We start from the raw sequence: 18,668 nt of genomic DNA on the forward strand, positions 1-18,668 counted from the left end.
CGCCATCCCATCGCCCTTTGCCAGCACCGCCTGCCTGCCAAGGAGGGCGCCGTTCTCGGACTCGGTGCAGCTCACGACGGCGGCGAGGGCAGGCCAAGCCGGCGCGGAGCTCCCAGCCAGAATGGATCCGAGCACCATCCGCCGATCGGAGTGAGGAGCTGGGCCGGATCCGGGCGATCGACGATCTGCGCAGCGCCGTGATCATTCTGGTGGTGGCTCACCACGCCGCCCTGGCCTACATCCCCCACGCCCAGCGCGACCCCCTGGACTACATGCGATCCACGGCGCCGGTGGTGGATCCCCTGCGCTGGTGGCCCCTGGATCTACTGGTGAGCTGGAACGACCAGTTCTTCATGGCCCTGTTGTTCCTGCTCTCGGGGCTGTTCGTCATACCGGCGATCCGGCGCAAGGGGATCGGGGGCTTTGTGCGGGAGCGGGTCCAGCGACTGGGGCTGCCCTTCCTGCTGGCGGCGGGACTGCTCAGCCCCCTTGCCTTCTATCCCTCCTGGCTGCAGGGGCCAAGGCCGCCGGGGCCTGCCTACTGGCAGCGCTATTTCGTGCTGGATGGCTGGTCGCCGGGGCCGGCCTGGTTCCTGTGGCTGCTGCTGGCCTACAGCCTGCTGCTAGCCCTGGCCTGCGCCCTGGCACCTCCGCGCCTGCGCCGCTGGGGCTGGCGGCCCCGCAGCGCCAAGGAGCTCCTGCTCACTTGCCTGTTGGCCAGTGGCCTTGCCAGTGGGGTCATGGCCGTGGGGGTGGGGGCCGAGACCTGGTTCACCCTGACGGGCCCCTTCTCGGCGCAGACCTCGCGGCTGCTGCTCTACGGCGCCTGGTTCCTGGTGGGGGTAGCCCTGGGGGCGGGTGATCTGGAACAGAGCCTGGCGCTGGAGCGGCTACGGCCCTGGCGCCTCTGGGCGCTGCTGGGCCTGCTGGCCTATCTGCTGACGCTGGTGCAGCAGGCCCAACCGGCCGGGCTGGCACCCCTGCCGCCCCTGCCACTGCGCCTTGGCCTGGCCCTGAGCAGTGCCGCTGGCGGCACCTTCACGATCCTGGCGGCCCTGGGCTGGGCCCGCCACCATCTCGGGGCTCCCAGCCGCCTGGCGGACAGCCTCAGCCGCCACTCCTACGCCATCTTTCTGCTGCACTACCCCCTGGTCACCTGGATCCAGTTCGCGCTGCTGGGCTCTCCGCTGCCGGCACCGCTGAAGTTCCTGCTGAGCTTCAGCGGTGCCCTGTCAGGCAGCTGGCTGCTGGCGATCGCGCTGCGCCGCACCCCTGCCCGCCAGGTGATCTGAAACCGAGACGGCGGCGCCTCACACCCTGGGCTCAGACGTTGAACAGGAACTCCATCACGTCGCCCTCTTCCACCACGTACTCCTTGCCCTCAGCCCGCAGCCAGCCCTTGTTGCGGGCCTCCGCCAGCGACCCCGCCTCGATCAGCTGCCGGTAGCCGACCGTCTGGGCGCGGATGAAACCCCGCTCGAAATCGGTATGAATCACCCCGGCGGCCTGGGGGGCCGTCATGCCGGCCTTGATCGTCCAGGCGCGGGTTTCCTTTTCGCCGGTGGTGAAGTAAGTGCGCAGGCCCAGCAGGGTGTAGGTGGCGCGGATCAGGCTCTGCAGGCCACCTTCCTCCACGCCCAGGCCCGCCAGGAATTCGGCCCGATCCTCCTCGGGTAGCTCGATCAGCTCGGCCTCCACCTGGGCCGAGATGCGCACGGTGCCGGCGCCTTCCTGCTCCGCCAGCCGCTTCACCTCCTCCACGTAGGCGTTGCCGGAGGCCAGATCGTCTTCGCTCACGTTGGTGGCGTAGATGATCGGCTTGGCGGTGAGCAGCCCCAGGGGCTTGATCAACTGCGCCTCCTCGTCCGTGAGTTCCACGGAGCGGGCGGCGCCCCCCTGTTCCAGCACCGCCTGGATGCGCTCGAGGGCCCCATCTTCCAGCTGGGCCTCCTTGCTGGTGCGCACCTGCTTCTTGAGGCGCTCGCGCCGCTTCTCCAGCTGGGCCAGATCGGCCAGGCCCAGCTCCAGGTTGATCACCTCGGCATCACGGGCCGGCCCCACCGAGCCGCTCACGTGGATCACATCGTCGTTCTCGAAGCAGCGCACCACGTGCACGATCGCGTCGACTTCGCGGATGTTGGCCAGGAACTTGTTGCCCAGACCCTCGCCCTGGCTCGCGCCCTTCACCAGGCCGGCGATGTCCACGAACTCAACCCTGGTGGGGATCAGCTCCTTGGAGCTCGAGATCGCCGAGAGCTTGGCCAGCCGCTCATCGGGCACCGCCACCACGCCCGAATTGGGTTCGATGGTGCAGAACGGGTAGTTGGCCGCCTCCGCCTGGGCATTGGCGACGAGGGCGTTGAACAGGGTGGACTTGCCCACATTGGGCAGTCCCACGATTCCGGCTTTGAGCATCGCCTGAATTTAGGGGGCGCCCGGACGGAGCCCAGGGGCCGAGTCCAGGCCCGGCAGCCGCCGCGGCCGGAGATCCGCCCCGCCCACCCTTCGCAGCGGGCCGAACCAGCAGAGAGACTGGGTGCAGCGTTGGCCACCTGCCATTTCCCCCGTCAAGCTCCCGAGCGCGCCCCGGGCGGAGGCCACGAGCCCCAGCGCGGACTCATCTTCACCCCAGCGCGCCTCGGCCCTGGGCGGCAGCCGCCCCACCAGGGCCTGGCTGCGGCGACGCCGCCTCTGGGCTGGTGTGGCCGCGGCCGTGCTGATCCTGGGCGCCGGCAGCCAGCTGCTGGCCCGGCGCCGCAGCGCCAGCCAGGGCCAGTCCCTGGCCACCTACACCGCAGTCGCCCGCCAGGGAGAACTGCCCGGGGTCGTCACCGCCAGTGGTGAACTGGGTGCCGTGCGCCGGGTGAACGTGAGCCCAAAGCGCCAGGGGGTGCTGCAGGAGCTCTACGTGGAGGAGGGCGACAGCGTGAAGCAAGGCCAGCCCCTGGCCCTGATGGACAGCGGCGACCTGCAGGACCGGCTGAGGGAACTACAGGCCCAGCTGGAATCGGCCCAGGCCCAGGCGGCCCGCAGCCGCAGCGAACTGCAGCGCAACGAGGCCCTGTTCCGCCAGAACGCCATCAGCCAGAACGACTACAACCGCATCCGCAGCGTCTACCTGGTGGATCAGGCCGCGGTGCAGGCCGCGCAGCAGCGGCTGGGCCAACGGCGCATTGAGCGCAGCGAGCTGATCGTGCGCGCCCCCTTCAGCGGCGTGATCACCGCCCGCTACGCCGATCCCGGCGCCTTCGTGACCCCCACCACCTCCGCCAGCGCCTCGGCCGGCGCCACCAGCTCCTCGGTGGTGGAGCTGGCCCAGGGCCTGGAGGCCGTGGCCAAGGTGCCCGAGAGCGACATCGGCCGGCTCCAACTGGGCCAGGCCGCCAGCGTGCGGGTGGACGCCTTCCCGGATCGCCGCTTCGCCGCCCGGGTGAGGCAGATTGCGCCGCGGGCCGAGAAGGTCAACAACGTGACCTCCTTCGAGGTGAAGCTGGAGCTGCTCAACCCGCCGCCCGAACTGCGCATCGGAATGACCGCCGACATCGACTTCAACACCGGCACCCTGGCGGCCCGCACCCTGGTGCCCACCGTGGCGGTGGTGACCGAGGACGGCAAGCCGGGGGTGCTCCTGGTGGGCAAGGGCAACCAGCCCACCTTCCAACCCGTGACCCTCGGGGCCAGCAGCGGCCGCGACACCCAGATCCTCAGCGGGCTCAAGCCCGGCACCAAGGTGTTCATCGATCTGCCGCCCTGGGCCAAGAAGCAGCGCGACAAGGAGTGAAGCGCGCAGGAGTGGAGCGGGGCAGAGCCGGCCCGCGCTGAGCGGCTGGCCTCAGCGGCTCGCGCGGCGTGCTTCTAGGAAGGTGCGGCTGGCCGCCAGAATCCGGCCACTGGCCTGACCGTCGCCAAAGGGGTTGTGGGCGCGGGCCATGGCCTCGTAGGCCGCGGGGCTCTCCAGCAGCAGGCTGACCTCCCGCAGGATGTCGTCAGCGTCGGTGCCGATCAGCTTGGCGGTGCCGGCCTCCACGGCCTCAGGGCGCTCGGTTGTGCGCCGCAGCACCAGCACGGGCTTGCCCAGGGCCGGCGCCTCCTCCTGCAGGCCGCCGGAGTCGGTGAGCAGCAGCGTGGCACCCCGCATCGCCGCCACCAGCCGGTCGTAGTCGAGCGGCTCGGTGAGGAACACCCGTGGGTGATCCCCCAGCAGGGCCTGCAGCGGCTCGCGCACGGTGGGGTTGCGGTGCAGGGGCAGCAGCAGGGCCGTGTCCGGGAAGCGCTCCAGCAGCGCCAGGAAGCCGCGACCGATGTCGAGCAGCCGCCCGCCCCAGTTCTCGCGCCGGTGCACGGTGGCCAGGATCACCCGCTGACGCACGAAATCAAGGCCCGGCAGCTCGAAGGGCGGGGCCTTCTCGGCCATCAGCAGCAGGGCGTCGATCACCGTGTTGCCGGTGATGATCGTCTCGCCCACCACGCCCGAGGCCGCCAGGTTGCGGGCACTCACGGCGGTGGGGGCGAAGTGGAGCAGCGCCAGCTGGGAGATCAGGCGCCGGTTGGCCTCCTCGGGGAAGGGATCGAGGAGGTTGTCGGTGCGCAGCCCCGCCTCGACGTGGCCCACCGGGATCTGCTCATAGAAGGCCGCCAGGGCCGAGGCGAAGGCCGTGGTCGTGTCGCCCTGAACCAGGACCAGATCGGGGCGGTGCTGCTCGAACTCCTGCTTGAGCCCCTGCAGGGCAGCGCAGGTCACGTGGGTGAGGGTCTGCTTGGGGGCCATCAGGGCCAGGTCGCGGTCGGCCGTCAGGCCGAACAGCTCCATCACCTGGGCCACCATCTCGCGATGCTGGCCGGTGAGCACCACGCGGGTGTGGACGTCGGCGGCGGCCTGGAAAGCCTGGATCACCGGCGCCAGCTTGATCGCCTCGGGCCGGGTTCCCAGCACGATCGAGACGTTGTGGGGGGTGGTCAAGGCGCAGCCGCATCCTGGCGGATCCTAAAGATGCCGCGGCAAACCGGCCCACAGCTCGCGTGTCATCGCCCGCGACACGGCCGCCATGACGCAGGACATGACAAGCAGGCCGTTTGCCGTAAAGCTGATGGCACCCCTGGGCTCTCCGAGGATGACGGACTCGGTCTTTCCTCTCTCCCTGTTTCCGCCGACCCCAGCGGCGCCACCCCCAGGAAGCCCCGTACCGGCCCCTGAGGCGGCCCTGGGCATCCCGGCCATGGCGACCCCCATCGCCGAGGTGCGGCCGGCGGGGGCGGCGGGGGCCATCGGTGGCGCCATGCCCGGCAGCCTGGAGGCCATCGTGCGGATCGCCTACGACAACAACTTCTCCGACGTACACGTGGGCGTGGGTGAGGAGCCCCGCTACCGGGCCCGTGGCGACATGCTCAGGACCGGCTGGCCCGTGACCGACCAGGCCACCTTCCACGGCTGGCTGCGGGAGATGCTCAGCCCCAGACAGATCGACACCTTCCTCCAGGACAAGGAGTTCGACGGCTCCCACGCCTTCCCGTTCGCGCGGGTACGGATCAACGTGATGGATTCGCTGCGGGGCCCGGCCCTGGTGCTGCGCCTGATCCCCCAGAAGATCGCCACCCTTGAGGAGCTGCACCTCCCAGCAGTGCTGGCGGATCTGTGTTCACGGCCCAAGGGCATGATCCTGGTGACCGGCCCCACCGGCTCCGGCAAGAGCACCACGCTGGCCGCGATGATCGACTGGATCAACACGAACATGGCCCGCCACATCCTCACGATCGAGGATCCGGTTGAATTCGTGCATGAGAGTCGCCAGTCGCTGATTCGCCACCGGGAGGTGGGCCAGCACACCAAGCTGTTCCACAACGCCCTGCGGGCGGCCCTGCGGGAAGACCCGGACGTGATCCTGATCGGTGAAATCCGTGACCAGGAGACGCTGGCTACCGCCCTGGAGGCATCCCAGACCGGTCACCTGGTGTTCGGCACCCTGCACACCAACTCGGCCGTGCGCACGGTGGAGCGGGTGTTGGGCATGTTCCCGCCGGAGGAGCAGGATCCCGTGCGGCGCGCCCTCTCGGAATCACTGCTGGCGGTGATCGCCCAGGGCCTGCTCAAGACCAGCGATGGCAAGCGCTGTGCCTACCACGACATCCTGATCAACACCGACGCCTGCCGCGATTACATCCAGCGCGGTGAACTCGATGAGATCGAGACGATCATGCAGCGCAGCGCCTTCGATGGCATGCAGACCAGCAATCAGGCCCTGCTGAAGCTAGTGCAGAACGGCAAGGTGAGCGAGGACGACGCCCTGGCCCAGAGCCTCAAGCCCAACGAACTGGCCCAGTTTTTCCGGGGTAAAACATGAGGAATTGGCGGGGCCCGTCGAGCCGGTGAGCTGGTCGCACCCGCTTGGCCCGATGGGCCGGTCGGGTTCAGTGGGCGCCGCCGATATCGCCGATCAGACGCACCACCAGCAGGCAGCCCAGGCCGACCGAGAGGCCCAGCATGGCCATGCGGCCGTTCCAGATCTCGGCCTGAGGCGTGAAGCCCCGCTTCCACTGGTTGATCTCCTCGCGGCCCACCTCGATCAACACCACCTCAGGACCGGCCAGCTCCGATGCGGCCACGTCAAGGGCCGCGCTCGGGCTGGACTCAGATCCGGGGGTGGGGGCGGAGGCCATGGCGGCAGCCGTTGGATAGGGTCTCAGCCTAGAAGCATTAGAAGGGCGCCTGCGTGTCGTAGAGCCGCATCGCCTCCTCCAGGGCCAGCCGCGGCGCCACCGCCAGGCGAATGGCGCTGCGGGCGCCCTGCCGCAGGCGCTGCTCAGCCGCCACGCCGATCATGGCGGCGTTGTCGGTGCAATAGGCCAGCGGGGCCACGCGCCACTCCAACCCCAGCTCGCGGCAGCGCTGCTCCATGCCTGAGCGCAGGCGGCGGTTGGCGGCCACACCGCCCACCATCACCAGGGTGCCCAGGCCCTGGTCCCGGGCGCAGCGGGTGGTGCGCTGCACCAGCACGTCGGCCACCACCTGCTCGAAGCTGGCCGCCACATCGGCCAGGGGGAAGGGGGCGCTGCCACCGGGCCCGCCGCCGGCCTGCTCCTCGGCCCGGAGCTGGGTCACCAGGCGCAGCACCGCCGTCTTGAGGCCGCTGAAGCTGAAGTCGTAGGGGTGGAAGCCCCCCTTCGGCAGCGACACCCGCCCCTTCGGCAGCGGGAAGCGCCGGGGATCGCCGCCGGCCGCCGCCGCCTGGATCGCCGGGCCGCCCGGGTAGCCCAACTCCAGCAGCCGGGCCACCTTGTCGAAGGCCTCGCCGGCGGCATCGTCGCGGCTGCGGGCCAGGCGCCCATAGGCGCCTGGCCCATCGACGCGGATCATCTCGGTGTGGCCGCCGCTCACCAGCAGCACGAGGTAGGGCCCGGGGGGCAGGGGCTCGCCCAGATGCACCGAGCAGAGGTGCCCCTCCAGGTGGTGGACCCCGAGGAAGGGCTTGCCGTGCAGCCGCGCCAGGCTGCGGCCCATCACCGAGCCCACCAGGAGTGCCCCCACCAGGCCAGGGGCCGCCGTGGCCGCGATCGCATCGAGCTCGCCATAGGCCAGCCCGCTCTCGGCCATCACCTGCTCCACCAGGCCCGGCAGGGCCTCCACATGGCGCCGTGAGGCGATCTCCGGCACCACACCGCCGTAGCGCGCGTGTTCCTCCACCTGGGAGGCCACGGCACTCGCCAACACCCGCTGATCCCGCACCACAGCTGCCGCGGACTCGTCACAACTTGTTTCGAGGGCAAGCACCGTGGGCATCGCTTCTGGAGGGCTCCCTTACTGTCCGGACGTGACATCCTGCCGTGCGGCTGACAGGCTGCCTGCAGGGTTTTTCCAGCACGCCAGCACCGCCCCGAAGCACTGGACCCGATGCGTCGCCTTTTCGCTGTTCTGATTTCCGCCCTGTTGATCTTCGGCTTCGCCCCCGTGGCCAAAGCCGACGTCGCAGGCCTCACCCCCTGCGCCGAGAGCGCCCGTTTCCAGCAGCGGGCCAGCGCAGCCAAAACCGAGCAGGCCAAGGCCCGCTTCGAGCGCTACAGCCAGGCCGTCTGCGGCACTGACGGCTTGCCCCACCTGATCGTGGACGGCCGCTGGAGCCACGCCGGTGACTTCATCATCCCCGGCATCGCTTTCCTCTACATCGCCGGCACCATCGGCTGGGCCGGTCGGGGCTACCTGCAGGCCATCCGCAACCGCAAGGACGCCACCACCCTGGAAATCCAGATCGACCTGCCCCTGGCCTTCAAGAGCACCCTGGCCGCAGCCAGCTGGCCCCTGGCCGCCTTTGGCGAATTCACCAGCGGCAAGCTGACCGAAGCCGACAGCAAGATCACCGTCTCCCCCCGCTGATCCAGCGGACCTCCTTCCATATCCCCAGGGTCTGATTCGATGAAGAAATTCCTCACAACCGCGCCGGTCTTCGCCGCGATCTGGTTCACGCTCACCGCCGGCATCCTGATCGAGTTCAACCGCTTCTTCCCCGATCTGCTCTTCCACCCCCTTTGAAGGCAGCTCCGATCTGAAGCCATAGAAGCGGCCCCAAGGGGCCGCTTTTTTGTGCGCATCCAACTCGTGCGCGTCAAATTCGTGAGCTGCAGATTGCTGCGCAGCACATTGCTGAGCAGCACATTGCTGAGCAGCACATTGCTGAGCAGCACATTGGTGAGCAGCACATTGGTGAGCAGCCTTGCCGACTCAGCCGGATGCTGCTGCCGCCATCGCCTCGAGCCAAGCGCGGCGGCTCGTGCCAGGGCCCCTCAGCCGCCGAGCCCCATCAACTGCTCCAGCTCCAGCAGGGCCTGATCCAGGTCGGCGTTCACCAGCACGGCATCGAACTCGGCCTCCGCCTCCAACTCCACCCGAGCCCGCTCCAGCCGGCGGGCGATGGCCTCCTCACTGTCGGTGCCGCGGCCACGGATGCGCCGCTCCAGCTCCTCGAACGACGGCGGCTTGACGAAGATCTGGAACCCGGCCGGGAAGCTGCGACGCACCTGACGGGCCCCCTCCAGCTCGATCTCCAGCAGCACCGGCCGCCCCTCGGCCAGGTGTTGCTCCACAGGCTGCCGGGGCGTGCCATAGGCATTGCCGGCGAATTCGGCCCACTCCAGCAGGCCGCCGGCGGCCACGGTGGCGTCGAAGCCCTCACGGCTCAGGAAAAAGTAATGCTGGGCGTCCACCTCGCCGCTGCGGGGCGCGCGGGTGGTGGCCGAAATCGACAGCCAGATCTGGGGGTGGCGCTGCAGCAAGGCCGCCACCAGGGTGCCCTTGCCGACCCCGCTGGGGCCGGTGATCAGAAAGAGCCTGCCGGCGGGGGCCGCCGCGGAGGTCGCCATCACTGCGCCAACCATGGGCCTGCAGAGTAGGTGTGGCCTCGCCCCGCCCCATGGCCCCGCCGACCCTCCAGGCCATGGACCTCACTGCCCTGCGGGCGGTGCTGGCCGAACTGCGGCCCCTGCTGGTGCCCAGTCGGTTTGAGAAGGCCCAGCAGAGCGATGCGCACACCCTGCAGCTGGGCTTCCGCAACATGGCTGGACGCCCCTGGCTGGAGCTGAGCTGGCTGGCGGAGGCGCCGCGGCTGCTGGCGATCGAGCCCCCCGCCCGCGGCGGCGACGGCAGCACTTTGGCCCAGCAGCTGCAGCACGGCCTGGCGGGCCTGGCGCTGGTGGAGCTGTGGCAACCCGGCTGGGAGCGGGCGGTGGAGCTGCGCTTCGCGCCCCGGCCCGGGGAGCCCATCCAGCGGACGCTGGTGGTGGAGCTGATGGGACGCCACAGCAACCTGTTCCTGCTCGATGAGGAGCGCCGGGTGGTGGCCGCCGCCCGCCAGGTGCGCGAGAGCCAGTCGCGGCTGCGGCCGATCGGCACCGGCGATGCCTACACGCCGCCCCCAGCGGCGGCCGGTCGGCCGCCGAGCCTGGGGGAGAGCTTCGAGCACTGGCAGGCCCAGCTGCGGCTGCTGCCGCTGAACCTGAAGCGAGCCCTGCTGGACAGCTACCAGGGCGTCAGTCCGGCCCTGGCCCTGCAGCTGGCCGGTGACCGCCCACCCGAGGCCACAGCGCTGTTGGGGCGTCCGGTGGACAGCCTCACGCCAGACGAGTGGCAGGAGCTCTGGCGGCGCTGGCGGGCCTGGCTCAGCGCCCTGGAGGCGGAGCAGTTCGCCGTCGCGGCCGGCGGGGCAACGGCCTACCGCTGCTGGTCCGATCCAGACGCGTTAGCCGCACGGCAGCCAGCCACCGCCGCGCCTGAGCCGCCCCCAGCGCCAGCCCCGACCGCCGCGGGGATCAACGCCTTTCTGGCCGCTTACCACCACCGGCAACTGGGCGGACGCCAGCGGCGTCAACGGCTGCACAACCTGGGCCAGAAGCTGGGCCAGACCCTGGAGCGGGAACGACAGCAGCGGCAGCAGCAGCAGCACCTGCTGGATCAGGTGGAGAACAGCGACGCGCTGCAGCAGCAGGCCGATGCCCTGCTCTGCCTGGCGGCCCCGGGCCGGGAGCAGATCGACGAGGCCCAGCGCCTCTACAAGCGCGCCCGCAAACTGCGGCGCTCGGTGGCGGCGATCACGCCCCGCCTTGAACAGCACGACCAGCGCCTGGCCCAGCTGGAGGCGAGCCTCACCTACCTGGACCAGCTGGGGGCCGACCTGGCGGCGGATCCAGGCCATAACGGCGCGGAGCTGCAGCGGCAGCTCGATGCCCTGGAAGAGGAGTGCGAGGAGCTGCTGGCGGGGCGGCGCGGCGGCGGGCGGCGCGAGCGGCGGGCCCAGCGCAGCGGCGGCGAACCCCAGCCCCTGGAGCTGCGCAGCGGCGGTGGCCTGCGGCTGCAGGTGGGCCGCAACCACCGCCAGAACGAGTGGATCAGCCTGCGCCAGGCCCGCCGCGGCGACCTCTGGTTCCACGCCCAGGAATGCCCCGGCAGCCACGTGGTGCTGAAGGGCTCCGAGGCCCCCACCGGCGACGCAGACCTGGCGGACGCCGCCGCCCTGGCCGCCCACTTCAGCCGCGCCCGCGGCAACGCCCGGGTGCCCGTGGTGATGGTGCCCACCGAGGAACTGCAGCGCATCCCCGGCGCTACGGCGGGCACCGTGCGGCACCGGGGCGGCACGGTGCTGTGGGCGGAGCCTGGCCGGGCCCTGGCGCTGCTGGGGCCAGTCCCTAGCCTCGGGCGGGATCCAGAGCCATGAGCGACACCGACAACCCGCCGACCCCCGAGAACCCGCCGGGCCCGCCCAGCGCCCCGGCCCCGATCCGGATCCCCCCGCCAGCGGCGGAGCAAGCGCTCCAGCCAGCGGAGCCCCTCGGTCCGGACGACTTTCCGGGCGAGGTGGAGATGAGCCTGGTGGAGCACCTGGAGGAGCTGCGGGGCAGGGTGCTGCGCAGCCTGCTGGCGGTGGTGCTCGCGGCGGCGGGCTGCCTGGCCCTGGTGCGGCCGCTGGTGCGGTTGCTGGAGGTGCCCGCCCATGGCATCCGCTTCCTGCAGCTGGCCCCCGGCGAATTTCTGTTCGTATCGCTGAAAGTGGCGGGCTATGCCGGCCTCAGCCTGGCCCTGCCCTGGGTGCTCTACGAGGGCCTGGCCTTCGTGCTGCCGGGCCTCACCCGGCGCGAGCGCCGGCTGGTGGCTCCGGCGGTGGCGGGTTCGGCCGTGCTGTTCGCCGCCGGGCTGGCCTTCGCCTGGTGGGCCCTGGTCCCGGCGGCCCTGCGCTTCCTGGTCAGCTACGGGGCCGATGTGGTGGAGCCACTGTGGTCGATCGAGCGCTACCTCGACTTCGTGCTGCTGCTGATGGTGGCGACGGCCCTCGCCTTCCAGCTGCCAGTGCTGCAGCTGCTGCTGGCGGCCCTGGGCGTGGTGAGCGCCCCCACGATGCTGCGGGCCTGGCGCTGGGTGGTGCTGGTCGCCGCCCTCGCGGGGGCCGTGCTCACCCCCTCCACCGACCCGGTGACGATGCTGCTGCTCACCGGGGCGATCACCGCGCTCTACCTGGTGGGCGTGGCCCTGGCGGCCCTGGCCGGGGGGCTGCGCCCCGCCCAGGCCTAGAGCAGGAATTCCGTGGCCCGGCCCTCGGGCAGCTCCAGGGCCAGGTTCATGGCCTTGCCCAGCCGCGGGCGATCGCTGGTGGTGGAGAGCCACTGCCGCACCTGGGCCGCCACCCCTAGGCCATTCAGCTGGCCCACCAGCTCCTCCAGCCGCTCGGCGTAGGCCTCAGCGCTCAACGGAAACGACTGCTGCTCCAGGTAGGCCCACATCACCTGCAGGTAGGGGCGACCGCGGCGCACGATCAGCTGCAGGTCGTAGGAGGCCTGCCAGCGGCTGCGCAGCAGCTCCAGCACCTCCGTGGCACTGAGGGGAGCGGCGCCGGCGGAGGCGGGATCGGGTTCAGGAGCGAAGAGCAAGGCTGGCCTCGGGCAATGCGCAAGGGGCTCGCAACAGCATGTTGCAGGCTGGCGGCGGAGCCCAGTGGCGCCAGGCCCTGCGGGTATGGGCAAGGTTCATAATGGGCGCCACGTTGCAGTGGCCACCCCCAGCCGCCCCGTATGACCCAGATTCCAGCGTCCTCGTCCAGCGGTGATGTGCCCGGAATGGGTCGTCGGCAGTTCATGAACCTGCTGACCTTTGGGTCGGTCACCGGCGTGGCGCTGGGTGCCCTGTACCCGGTGGTGAACTATTTCATCCCCCCCAAGGCCGCTGGCGGCGGCGGCGGCACCACCGCCAAGGATGCGTCCGGAAATGCGGTGACGGCCAGCGGCTGGCTCAGCACCCACAAGGAGGGCGACCGCAGCCTGGTGCAGGGCCTCAAGGGCGACCCCACCTATCTGGTCGTGGAGGGCGCCGATGCCATCGGCAGCTACGGCATCAACGCCATCTGCACCCACCTGGGTTGCGTGGTGCCCTGGAACGAGGGCGCCGGCAAGTTCATGTGCCCCTGCCACGGCTCCCAGTACGACGCCACCGGCAAGGTGGTGCGCGGTCCCGCTCCCCTCTCCCTGGCCCTGGCCCACGTATCCGTCGAGAACGACAACGTGTTCCTCAGCCAGTGGACCGAAACCGATTTCCGCACCGGCGAGAAGCCCTGGTGGGCCTGATCTCCTCCCCCCCGTCCCCGTCTCGCCCCGACCGCCCCATGCGCCGTTCCCTCCAACTGCTGCTGAGCTCCCTGCTCGTGCTCGGATCCGTCTTCGCAGCTCCCCAGGCCAGCTGGGCCTATCCCTTCTGGGCCCAGCAGAACTACGCCACTCCCCGCGAAGCCACCGGCAAGCTGGCCTGCGCCAACTGCCACCTGGCCAAGAAACCAACCCACGTGGAACTGCCCCAGGCCGTGTTCCCCGATGAGGTGTTCAAGGTGGAGGTGGAGATCCCCTACGACACCAGCGTGCAGCAGGTGGCCGGCGACGGTAGCACCACCGGTCTGAACGTGGGCGCCGTGGTGATGCTGCCTGACGGCTTCAAGCTGGCCCCCGCCGATCGCCTCAGCGAGGAACTCAAGGAGGAGACCGCCGGCGTCTACGTGACCCAGTGGAGTGACAACGACCCCAACATCCTGCTGGTTGGCCCCCTGCCTGGCGACCAGCACCAGAAGATCGTCTTCCCGATCCTCTCGCCTGATCCCGCCACCGACAGCGCCATCCACTTCGGCAAGTACCAGCTGCACGTGGGCGGCAACCGCGGCCGCGGCCAGGTGTATCCCACCGGCGAGAAGAGCAACAACGGCGTGTTCAACGCCTCTGCCACCGGCACCGTCCAGTCCGTGGAAGCGGGTGAGAACGGCGGCTCCGTGGTCGTGATCCAGACCGCCGACGGCAGCAGCGTCAGCGACGCGATCCCCGCCGGCCCCAGTGTGATCGTCAAGGCGGGCGAGAGCATCAGCGCCGGTTCGGCCCTCACCAATGACCCCAACGTTGGTGGCTTTGGCCAGCTGGATGCCGAGGTGGTGCTGCAGAACCCCGTCCGCATCTATGGCCTGCTGGCCTTCTTCGCCAGCATCGTCCTGGCCCAGATCCTGCTGGTGCTCAAGAAGCGCCAGGTGGAGAAAGTGCAGGCCGCCGAAGGCATCTGATGCCCCACCCCCTGGCTGCGGTCTCGGCGATTGCCCTGACCTTCACCTCCCCCGGGCCCCTGCTGTTCCAGCTGGGGCCCTTTTCCCTGCGCTGGTATGGCCTGCTGATCGCGCTGGCGGTGCTGCTCGGGCTGCTGGTGGCCACCCGCCTGGGCCAGCGCCGGGGCATTGAGCCAGCGGTGATCGCCGACCTGCTGCCCATCCTGGTGCTGGCCGCCGTGGTGGGTGCCCGCCTCTACTACGTGGCCTTCGAATGGCGCCAGTACCAGCTGAACTGGCTGGATGCCCTGGCGATCTGGCGCGGCGGCATCGCCATCCACGGCGCCCTGATCGGCGGCACCCTGGCCCTGATCCTCTACACCCGCTGGCGGCGGATCCCCTTCTGGACCCTGCTGGATGTGCTGGTGCCCTCAGTGGCCCTGGGCCAGGCGATCGGCCGCTGGGGCAACTTCTTCAACTCCGAGGCCTTCGGCCTGCCCACCGACCTGCCCTGGAAGCTCACCATTCCCTTCGCAAACCGGCCGGTGGAATTCCTCGACCAGAGCGGCTTCCACCCCACCTTCCTCTATGAGTCGCTGTGGAACCTGGGGGTGTTCGGCCTGCTGCTGCTGCTCTTCCGCCTCGGGCAGCGGGGCAGGATCCAACTGCCGGCTGGCGCCCTCAGCTGCATCTACCTCCTGAGCTACAGCACCGGTCGGGTGTGGATCGAGGGCCTGCGCATCGATCCGCTCTGCCTGGTGGGGGTGCCCCCCTTCTGTGAGGGCGGGCTGCGCATGGCCCAGCTGGTGAGCCTGCTGTTGATCGCCGTCGGCGGCCTGGGCCTGTGGTGGCTCTACGGCCAAGGCCGCTCCCTGCCCGATCCGAGCGGCGTGGGCAACTCCAATCCAAACGGCGGAGCAACACCTTGAGCGACGGCCCGAGCAACACGCACCCCGCCGCCAACGGCCCAGCTGACGGCCCCGCTGAAGAACCGACCGGCTCACCTGGCCACGGCGTCGTGAGCAGCGGCAAGGTCTGGATCGTGGGGGCCGGCCCCGGAGCCCCTGACCTGATGACCCTGCGGGCCCTGCGGGCCGTCGAGACGGCCGAGGTGCTGGTCTGGACGGATTCCCTGGTGAATCCCCAGATCGCCGCCCTGGCCCCCGAGGGCTGCGAGCGGCTGCGCACCAGCACCCTCACCCTGGAGGAGCTGATGGCCGTGATCATCGACCGGGCCAGAGCCGGCAGGAAGGTCGTGCGGCTCCACGATGGCGACACTGCCCTCTACAGCGCCCTCAACGAACAGCTCTGCCGGCTGGTCGATGCGGGGATCGCCGTGGAGGTGGTGCCCGGCCTAAGCGCCTACCAGGCCACCGCCGCCAGCCTCAGCAGCGAGCTGACCATTCCAGGCCTGGTCCAGACGATCGTGATCAGCCGGGCCGGCGGTCGCACGGGCGTGCCGGAGCGGGAATCGCTCGCCAATCTGGCCTCCCTGGGGGCATCCCTATGCCTTTATCTCAGCGCCCGTCATGTGGAGGAGGTCCAGGCCGAACTGCTGCGCCACTACCCCGCCGACACGCCCGTGGCGATCGGCTACCGGGTGAGCTGGCCGGACCAGTGGCTGAGCGTGGTGCCCCTCAGCTCCATGGCGGCGGTGAGCCAGGAGCGCCAGCTGATCCGCACCACCCTCTACATCGTCAGCCCGGCCCTGGCAGCACCAGGGGAGGCGCGCTCGAAGCTGTACTCGGCCAGCCACCACCACCTGTTCCGCGGCGGCGCGACCTAGAGGAACGCCCCCCAAGGCTCAGCGGGACCCGGGCCCTCGATGTTCTAAAGTCTGGAGGTGCGGGCGATTAGCACAGCGGTAGCGCACTTCCTTCACACGGAAGGGGTCACTGGTTCGAATCCAGTATCGCCCATTCAAAGCTCCTGCACTGCAGGGGCTTTCATGCTTTTCAGGGGCGCCATCGGGCCTGCGCGGCCGAGGAAGCTGCACAGTTCGGCAAATCAAGTGACAATTTGGCAGTTATCAAAACGGCCGCCACCGGGAAATGCCAATGAGTGCAGGCGATCCAGTCTCGCCGAACGCCGAAGCCGTGCCACCCGCTGCAGGCGCAGAACAGGGAAGCGAACGCCCGCCCGACGGCGACCCCCTGGTTCAGCTCGGTACCAGCCTGCTGGAAGCCCGCCAGGCCCGGGGACTCGATCGTGCCACCCTGGCCAGCCAGCTGCACATGGGAGTGGAGCAGCTGGAGGCCCTGGAGACCGCCGACCGTAGTCGTCTGCCGGAACCGGTGTTCGTTGTGGCCCAGGCTCGCCGGGTCGCCTCCAGCCTGGGCCTGGATGTAGCCCCACTGGTGGAACCGCTGCGGGGCCTGACAGGGCCGCAGCGGGCCGCTCCCCGGCCGCTGCCGGACCGCGGCAACGAACGCAGCCGCCCTGCCGCCGGACCGCGCCGCTGGGGTCAGCCGCAGCCGCCGGCCCGTCTGCGGACAGGGCAGGTGCCGGGCCTTGGCCCGTGGCCCCAGCCCTTGGCACTGCTGGCCGGCACCGCCCTGGTCGCAGCCCTAGCAGCCGCCGGCTGGTGGACCCTGAGGGGGCCTGGAGAGCGTCCAGCCAGCCCCCAGGCCCAGGGCTCCAGCGCCGGCGAGCCAGGCCGCAGGAGTCCGACGGTCTCAGGAGTTCCGATTGCCGGTGCGGGCGCCGACGGCAGCGCCACAGAGCTGGTGCTGCGCAGCACCGAACCCAGCTGGCTGGCCGTGCGCACGGCCGATGGCGCCAGCCTGTTCGAGGGCACCTTCCAGGGTCAGCGGGCCTTCCCCCTGGGCCGGGGGCTGCAGGTGCGGGCCGGCCGCCCCGACCTGGTGACAGCCCGCGTGGGGGGCGGACCGGCCCGGGCCCTGGGGCCCATTGAACAGATCCGCTGGTGGAGCTTCAGGCCCGCCGGGCCGGCAGCGCCGGCTCAGCAACCCTGAGCTCCACCCCCACCGCCTCGCGCACCACGGCGGCGCAGGCCTGCAGGCTCCAGCGCTCCAGACTGAGGTCGGCGTCTGCGGTCATCGGCTCCAGGCGGATCAGCAGGCCGTGGTCGCCCTCCGGCCTCACCTGGATGCCGGCCACGGTGGCCTGGGGCCGGCGATCGAGGGCCACGGCCAGGCGCAGCAACAGCGCCAGCTCCGCCACGGTGCGGCGCTGCTCGCGGGCCTCGATCAACTGCCAGGCCTCGTGGCGCTTCTTGGGCAGGCTGCGGCGGTGGTAGCGGGCGATGGCGGCCACCATCAGGTGCTCGCTCTCGGCGTAGCCCAGCAGGTCGCCGTGGCGGATCAGATACCAGCTGTGCTTGTGGTAGGCGCTGAGGTTGATGTGCTGGCCGCAGCTGTGCAGCATCGCCGCGGCCCAGAGCAGCTGGCGGCCGCTGCCGTCGTCGTGGTGGAGGATCCCGTGGCTCTGGCTGTAGAGGCTGAGGGCGTAGCCGGCCACCCGCTCTGCCCGTGGCAGGTCCACGCCGTAGCGCTGCACCTGGTGCAGCACCGTGCGCTGCCGGATGCTGCTCTGGAAGGCGAAGCGATCAACGATCAGCCCCTTGCGCAGCATCCAGTCGACGATCAGCCCCTCGCGCAGGGCCCGCTCGCTGATCACCAGCTCCCGGGCCCCGAGCATGGCCATGGCGGTCTGCAGCACCAGGGCGCCGGGCACGATGATCTCCGCCCGACGCTCGTTCAGGGCCGGATGGGCCCGGCGCTGCTCCGGCGTCATCTCCAGCAGGCGCGCCACCAGGCCATCGAGCCGCTCCCGGCTGAGGCGATAGCCCTGCATCCGCAGCGGCGGCCGCGGGTCCTCGGCCGCCGCCATGGCGGCGATGGCCATGGCCGTGCCACTGGTGCCCACCAGCACCGGGACCTCCCCCGGCTCCAGCCGCTCCTTCACCTTGAGCACGGCGGGCTCCAGGGAGCCCTGGATGAAGGCCCGCAGGAACTGGCGTCGCTTGGGCGATAGCGGGTCCTCGCTGACGAAATCCCGCTGCAGCCGCACGGCCCCCACGCGGGTGCTGGTCAGGGCACGGGCGTCGCGACCGTCCGCCAGGATCAGTTCGGTGGAGCCGCCGCCGATGTCCAGGATCAGGTGGGGCTGCTCGCCGAAAGCCATGCCCGAGAGGACGCCGAGGTAGATCAGCCGGGCCTCCTCCGGGCCGCTGATCAGGTCCACCTCCAGGCCCAGCTGCTCCTGCACCGACTGCAGGAACTCGCGGCCGTTGGGCGCCTCACGCACGGCGCTGGTGGCGGCGGTGAGGATGTCGCCGAGCTCGACGCCATGGCTGGCGGCCAGCTCGCGGCAGTGGCGCAGGGTGATGAAGGCCCGCTCGATCGCCTCAGGGCTGAGGTCGCCGGTGTCGGGATCGCGCTCCCCCAGGCGAGTGGCCGATTTCTCGGTGAGCACCACTGAGAAACTGCGCAGCCCAGGATCCACCGCCGCCACCAGCAGATGGATTGAGTTGGTGCCGATGTCGATGGCGGCCACGGGGCGCTGCCCGTTGGCCGGCGCGGCGCTGCTGGGGGTGACGGTCACGCGGCCAACCACGCGGCGGTGGCGCCCACTTTGCCACCGCTGGGTGGTGGCCTCCGCCGC

At 70.5% G+C, this 18,668-nt stretch carries 19 protein-coding genes and 1 tRNA gene; 13 read left to right on the top strand and 7 right to left on the bottom strand.

Annotation, left to right across the window (positions count from 1 at the left end; translation table 11 throughout):
• Positions 1–17 precede the first annotated feature (17 nt).
• On the top strand, positions 18–1,292 hold the full coding sequence (locus tag CJZ98_RS02705) for an acyltransferase family protein (protein ID WP_094588082.1): 1,275 nt from the start codon (positions 18–20) through the stop codon (positions 1,290–1,292).
• A 31-nt stretch (positions 1,293–1,323) separates the two neighbouring features.
• On the opposite strand, the gene ychF is transcribed toward CJZ98_RS02705, so the two are convergent.
• The gene (gene ychF, locus CJZ98_RS02710) at positions 1,324–2,415 is read right to left on the bottom strand and encodes a redox-regulated ATPase YchF (protein WP_094588084.1); all 1,092 of its coding nucleotides are present in this window, start codon (positions 2,413–2,415) and stop codon (positions 1,324–1,326) included.
• Between the two features lie 259 nt (positions 2,416–2,674).
• On the opposite strand from ychF, the gene CJZ98_RS02715 reads away from it, so the two are divergent.
• Positions 2,675–3,781: an efflux RND transporter periplasmic adaptor subunit gene (locus CJZ98_RS02715; RefSeq protein ID WP_390625477.1), complete on the top strand. Its 1,107-nt coding sequence runs from the start codon at positions 2,675–2,677 to the stop codon at positions 3,779–3,781.
• Positions 3,782–3,832: 51 nt separating this feature from the next.
• Here the strand turns inward: CJZ98_RS02715 and wecB are convergent, their stop codons facing one another.
• Positions 3,833–4,960 (bottom strand): non-hydrolyzing UDP-N-acetylglucosamine 2-epimerase, encoded by a 1,128-nt coding sequence (gene wecB, locus CJZ98_RS02720; RefSeq protein WP_094588086.1) that lies wholly within the window; start codon positions 4,958–4,960, stop codon positions 3,833–3,835.
• A 256-nt stretch (positions 4,961–5,216) separates the two neighbouring features.
• On the opposite strand from wecB, the gene CJZ98_RS02725 reads away from it, so the two are divergent.
• Positions 5,217–6,338 carry a type IV pilus twitching motility protein PilT gene (locus CJZ98_RS02725; protein ID WP_232756132.1) on the top strand — a complete coding sequence of 374 codons (1,122 nt, stop codon included), beginning with the start codon at positions 5,217–5,219 and terminating at the stop codon, positions 6,336–6,338.
• A gap of 67 nt (positions 6,339–6,405) precedes the next feature.
• Here CJZ98_RS02725 and CJZ98_RS02730 read toward each other — a convergent pair whose 3' ends face one another.
• Positions 6,406–6,654: a high light inducible protein gene (locus tag CJZ98_RS02730; RefSeq protein WP_261347852.1), complete on the bottom strand. Its 249-nt coding sequence runs from the start codon at positions 6,652–6,654 to the stop codon at positions 6,406–6,408.
• Positions 6,655–6,691: 37 nt separating this feature from the next.
• Positions 6,692–7,774 (bottom strand): tRNA (adenosine(37)-N6)-threonylcarbamoyltransferase complex transferase subunit TsaD, encoded by a 1,083-nt coding sequence (tsaD, locus tag CJZ98_RS02735; RefSeq protein ID WP_094588090.1) that lies wholly within the window; start codon positions 7,772–7,774, stop codon positions 6,692–6,694.
• A gap of 111 nt (positions 7,775–7,885) precedes the next feature.
• Here tsaD and CJZ98_RS02740 point away from each other — a divergent pair, with 111 nt between their 5' ends.
• Together CJZ98_RS02740 and psaJ are read left to right on the top strand one after the other, a co-directional pair.
• Positions 7,886–8,365 (top strand): Photosystem I reaction center subunit III, encoded by a 480-nt coding sequence (locus CJZ98_RS02740; RefSeq protein ID WP_094588092.1) that lies wholly within the window; start codon positions 7,886–7,888, stop codon positions 8,363–8,365.
• Positions 8,366–8,404: 39 nt separating this feature from the next.
• On the top strand, positions 8,405–8,521 hold the full coding sequence (gene psaJ / locus CJZ98_RS02745; protein ID WP_094588094.1) for a photosystem I reaction center subunit IX: 117 nt from the start codon (positions 8,405–8,407) through the stop codon (positions 8,519–8,521).
• A gap of 251 nt (positions 8,522–8,772) precedes the next feature.
• Here psaJ and gmk read toward each other — a convergent pair whose 3' ends face one another.
• Positions 8,773–9,363, bottom strand: a complete 591-nt coding sequence (gene gmk / locus CJZ98_RS02750; RefSeq protein WP_408645510.1) for a guanylate kinase — start codon at positions 9,361–9,363, stop codon at positions 8,773–8,775.
• Positions 9,364–9,398: 35 nt separating this feature from the next.
• Between gmk and CJZ98_RS02755 the strand changes: the two genes are divergently transcribed.
• A complete protein-coding gene (locus CJZ98_RS02755; RefSeq protein WP_094588098.1) occupies positions 9,399–11,195 on the top strand; it encodes an Rqc2 family fibronectin-binding protein in 1,797 nt (598 codons plus the stop codon).
• Positions 11,192–12,046 carry a twin-arginine translocase subunit TatC gene (tatC, locus tag CJZ98_RS02760; RefSeq protein ID WP_094588100.1) on the top strand — a complete coding sequence of 285 codons (855 nt, stop codon included), beginning with the start codon at positions 11,192–11,194 and terminating at the stop codon, positions 12,044–12,046. Before CJZ98_RS02755 ends, tatC begins: the two co-directional genes overlap by 4 nt.
• Here tatC and CJZ98_RS02765 read toward each other — a convergent pair.
• The gene (locus CJZ98_RS02765) at positions 12,043–12,402 is read right to left on the bottom strand and encodes a DUF3067 family protein (protein ID WP_232756133.1); all 360 of its coding nucleotides are present in this window, start codon (positions 12,400–12,402) and stop codon (positions 12,043–12,045) included. The genes tatC and CJZ98_RS02765 overlap by 4 nt on opposite strands.
• Before the next feature lie 141 nt (positions 12,403–12,543).
• Here CJZ98_RS02765 and petC point away from each other — a divergent pair, with 141 nt between their 5' ends.
• From petC to CJZ98_RS02795, 6 genes are all read left to right on the top strand, one after another.
• On the top strand, positions 12,544–13,092 hold the full coding sequence (gene petC, locus CJZ98_RS02770) for a cytochrome b6-f complex iron-sulfur subunit (RefSeq protein ID WP_094588102.1): 549 nt from the start codon (positions 12,544–12,546) through the stop codon (positions 13,090–13,092).
• 38 nt (positions 13,093–13,130) lie between these two features.
• Positions 13,131–14,063 (top strand): cytochrome f, encoded by a 933-nt coding sequence (gene petA / locus CJZ98_RS02775; RefSeq protein ID WP_094588104.1) that lies wholly within the window; start codon positions 13,131–13,133, stop codon positions 14,061–14,063.
• The gene (lgt, locus tag CJZ98_RS02780; protein ID WP_094588106.1) at positions 14,063–14,971 is read left to right on the top strand and encodes a prolipoprotein diacylglyceryl transferase; all 909 of its coding nucleotides are present in this window, start codon (positions 14,063–14,065) and stop codon (positions 14,969–14,971) included. The genes petA and lgt overlap by 1 nt, the downstream gene beginning before the upstream one ends.
• Before the next feature lie 89 nt (positions 14,972–15,060).
• Positions 15,061–15,828, top strand: a complete 768-nt coding sequence (cobM, locus tag CJZ98_RS02785; RefSeq protein ID WP_094588108.1) for a precorrin-4 C(11)-methyltransferase — start codon at positions 15,061–15,063, stop codon at positions 15,826–15,828.
• Between the two features lie 61 nt (positions 15,829–15,889).
• Positions 15,890–15,961 (top strand) — tRNA-Val (locus CJZ98_RS02790).
• Positions 15,962–16,138: 177 nt separating this feature from the next.
• A complete protein-coding gene (locus CJZ98_RS02795) occupies positions 16,139–17,017 on the top strand; it encodes a helix-turn-helix domain-containing protein (RefSeq protein ID WP_198537444.1) in 879 nt (292 codons plus the stop codon).
• Here the strand turns inward: CJZ98_RS02795 and CJZ98_RS02800 are convergent.
• A complete protein-coding gene (locus tag CJZ98_RS02800) occupies positions 16,977–18,608 on the bottom strand; it encodes a Ppx/GppA phosphatase family protein (protein ID WP_232756134.1) in 1,632 nt (543 codons plus the stop codon). The genes CJZ98_RS02795 and CJZ98_RS02800 overlap by 41 nt on opposite strands.
• Between the last annotated feature and the right edge of the window lie 60 nt (positions 18,609–18,668).

It is taken from the genome of Vulcanococcus limneticus LL, assembly GCF_002252705.1.
Taxonomy (GTDB): domain Bacteria; phylum Cyanobacteriota; class Cyanobacteriia; order PCC-6307; family Cyanobiaceae; genus Vulcanococcus; species Vulcanococcus limneticus.

Coding starts and splice junctions, on each gene's coding strand:
- ychF (WP_094588084.1), bottom strand. CDS start 2,415: ATGCTCAAAGCCGGAATCGTGGGACTGCCCAATGTGGGCAAGTCCACC.
- CJZ98_RS02725 (WP_232756132.1), top strand. CDS start 5,217: ATGGCGACCCCCATCGCCGAGGTGCGGCCGGCGGGGGCGGCGGGGGCC.
- CJZ98_RS02730 (WP_261347852.1), bottom strand. CDS start 6,654: ATGGCCTCCGCCCCCACCCCCGGATCTGAGTCCAGCCCGAGCGCGGCC.
- tsaD (WP_094588090.1), bottom strand. CDS start 7,774: ATGCCCACGGTGCTTGCCCTCGAAACAAGTTGTGACGAGTCCGCGGCA.
- CJZ98_RS02740 (WP_094588092.1), top strand. CDS start 7,886: ATGCGTCGCCTTTTCGCTGTTCTGATTTCCGCCCTGTTGATCTTCGGC.
- psaJ (WP_094588094.1), top strand. CDS start 8,405: ATGAAGAAATTCCTCACAACCGCGCCGGTCTTCGCCGCGATCTGGTTC.
- gmk (WP_408645510.1), bottom strand. CDS start 9,363: ATGGTTGGCGCAGTGATGGCGACCTCCGCGGCGGCCCCCGCCGGCAGG.
- CJZ98_RS02755 (WP_094588098.1), top strand. CDS start 9,399: ATGGCCCCGCCGACCCTCCAGGCCATGGACCTCACTGCCCTGCGGGCG.
- tatC (WP_094588100.1), top strand. CDS start 11,192: ATGAGCGACACCGACAACCCGCCGACCCCCGAGAACCCGCCGGGCCCG.
- petC (WP_094588102.1), top strand. CDS start 12,544: ATGACCCAGATTCCAGCGTCCTCGTCCAGCGGTGATGTGCCCGGAATG.
- petA (WP_094588104.1), top strand. CDS start 13,131: ATGCGCCGTTCCCTCCAACTGCTGCTGAGCTCCCTGCTCGTGCTCGGA.
- lgt (WP_094588106.1), top strand. CDS start 14,063: ATGCCCCACCCCCTGGCTGCGGTCTCGGCGATTGCCCTGACCTTCACC.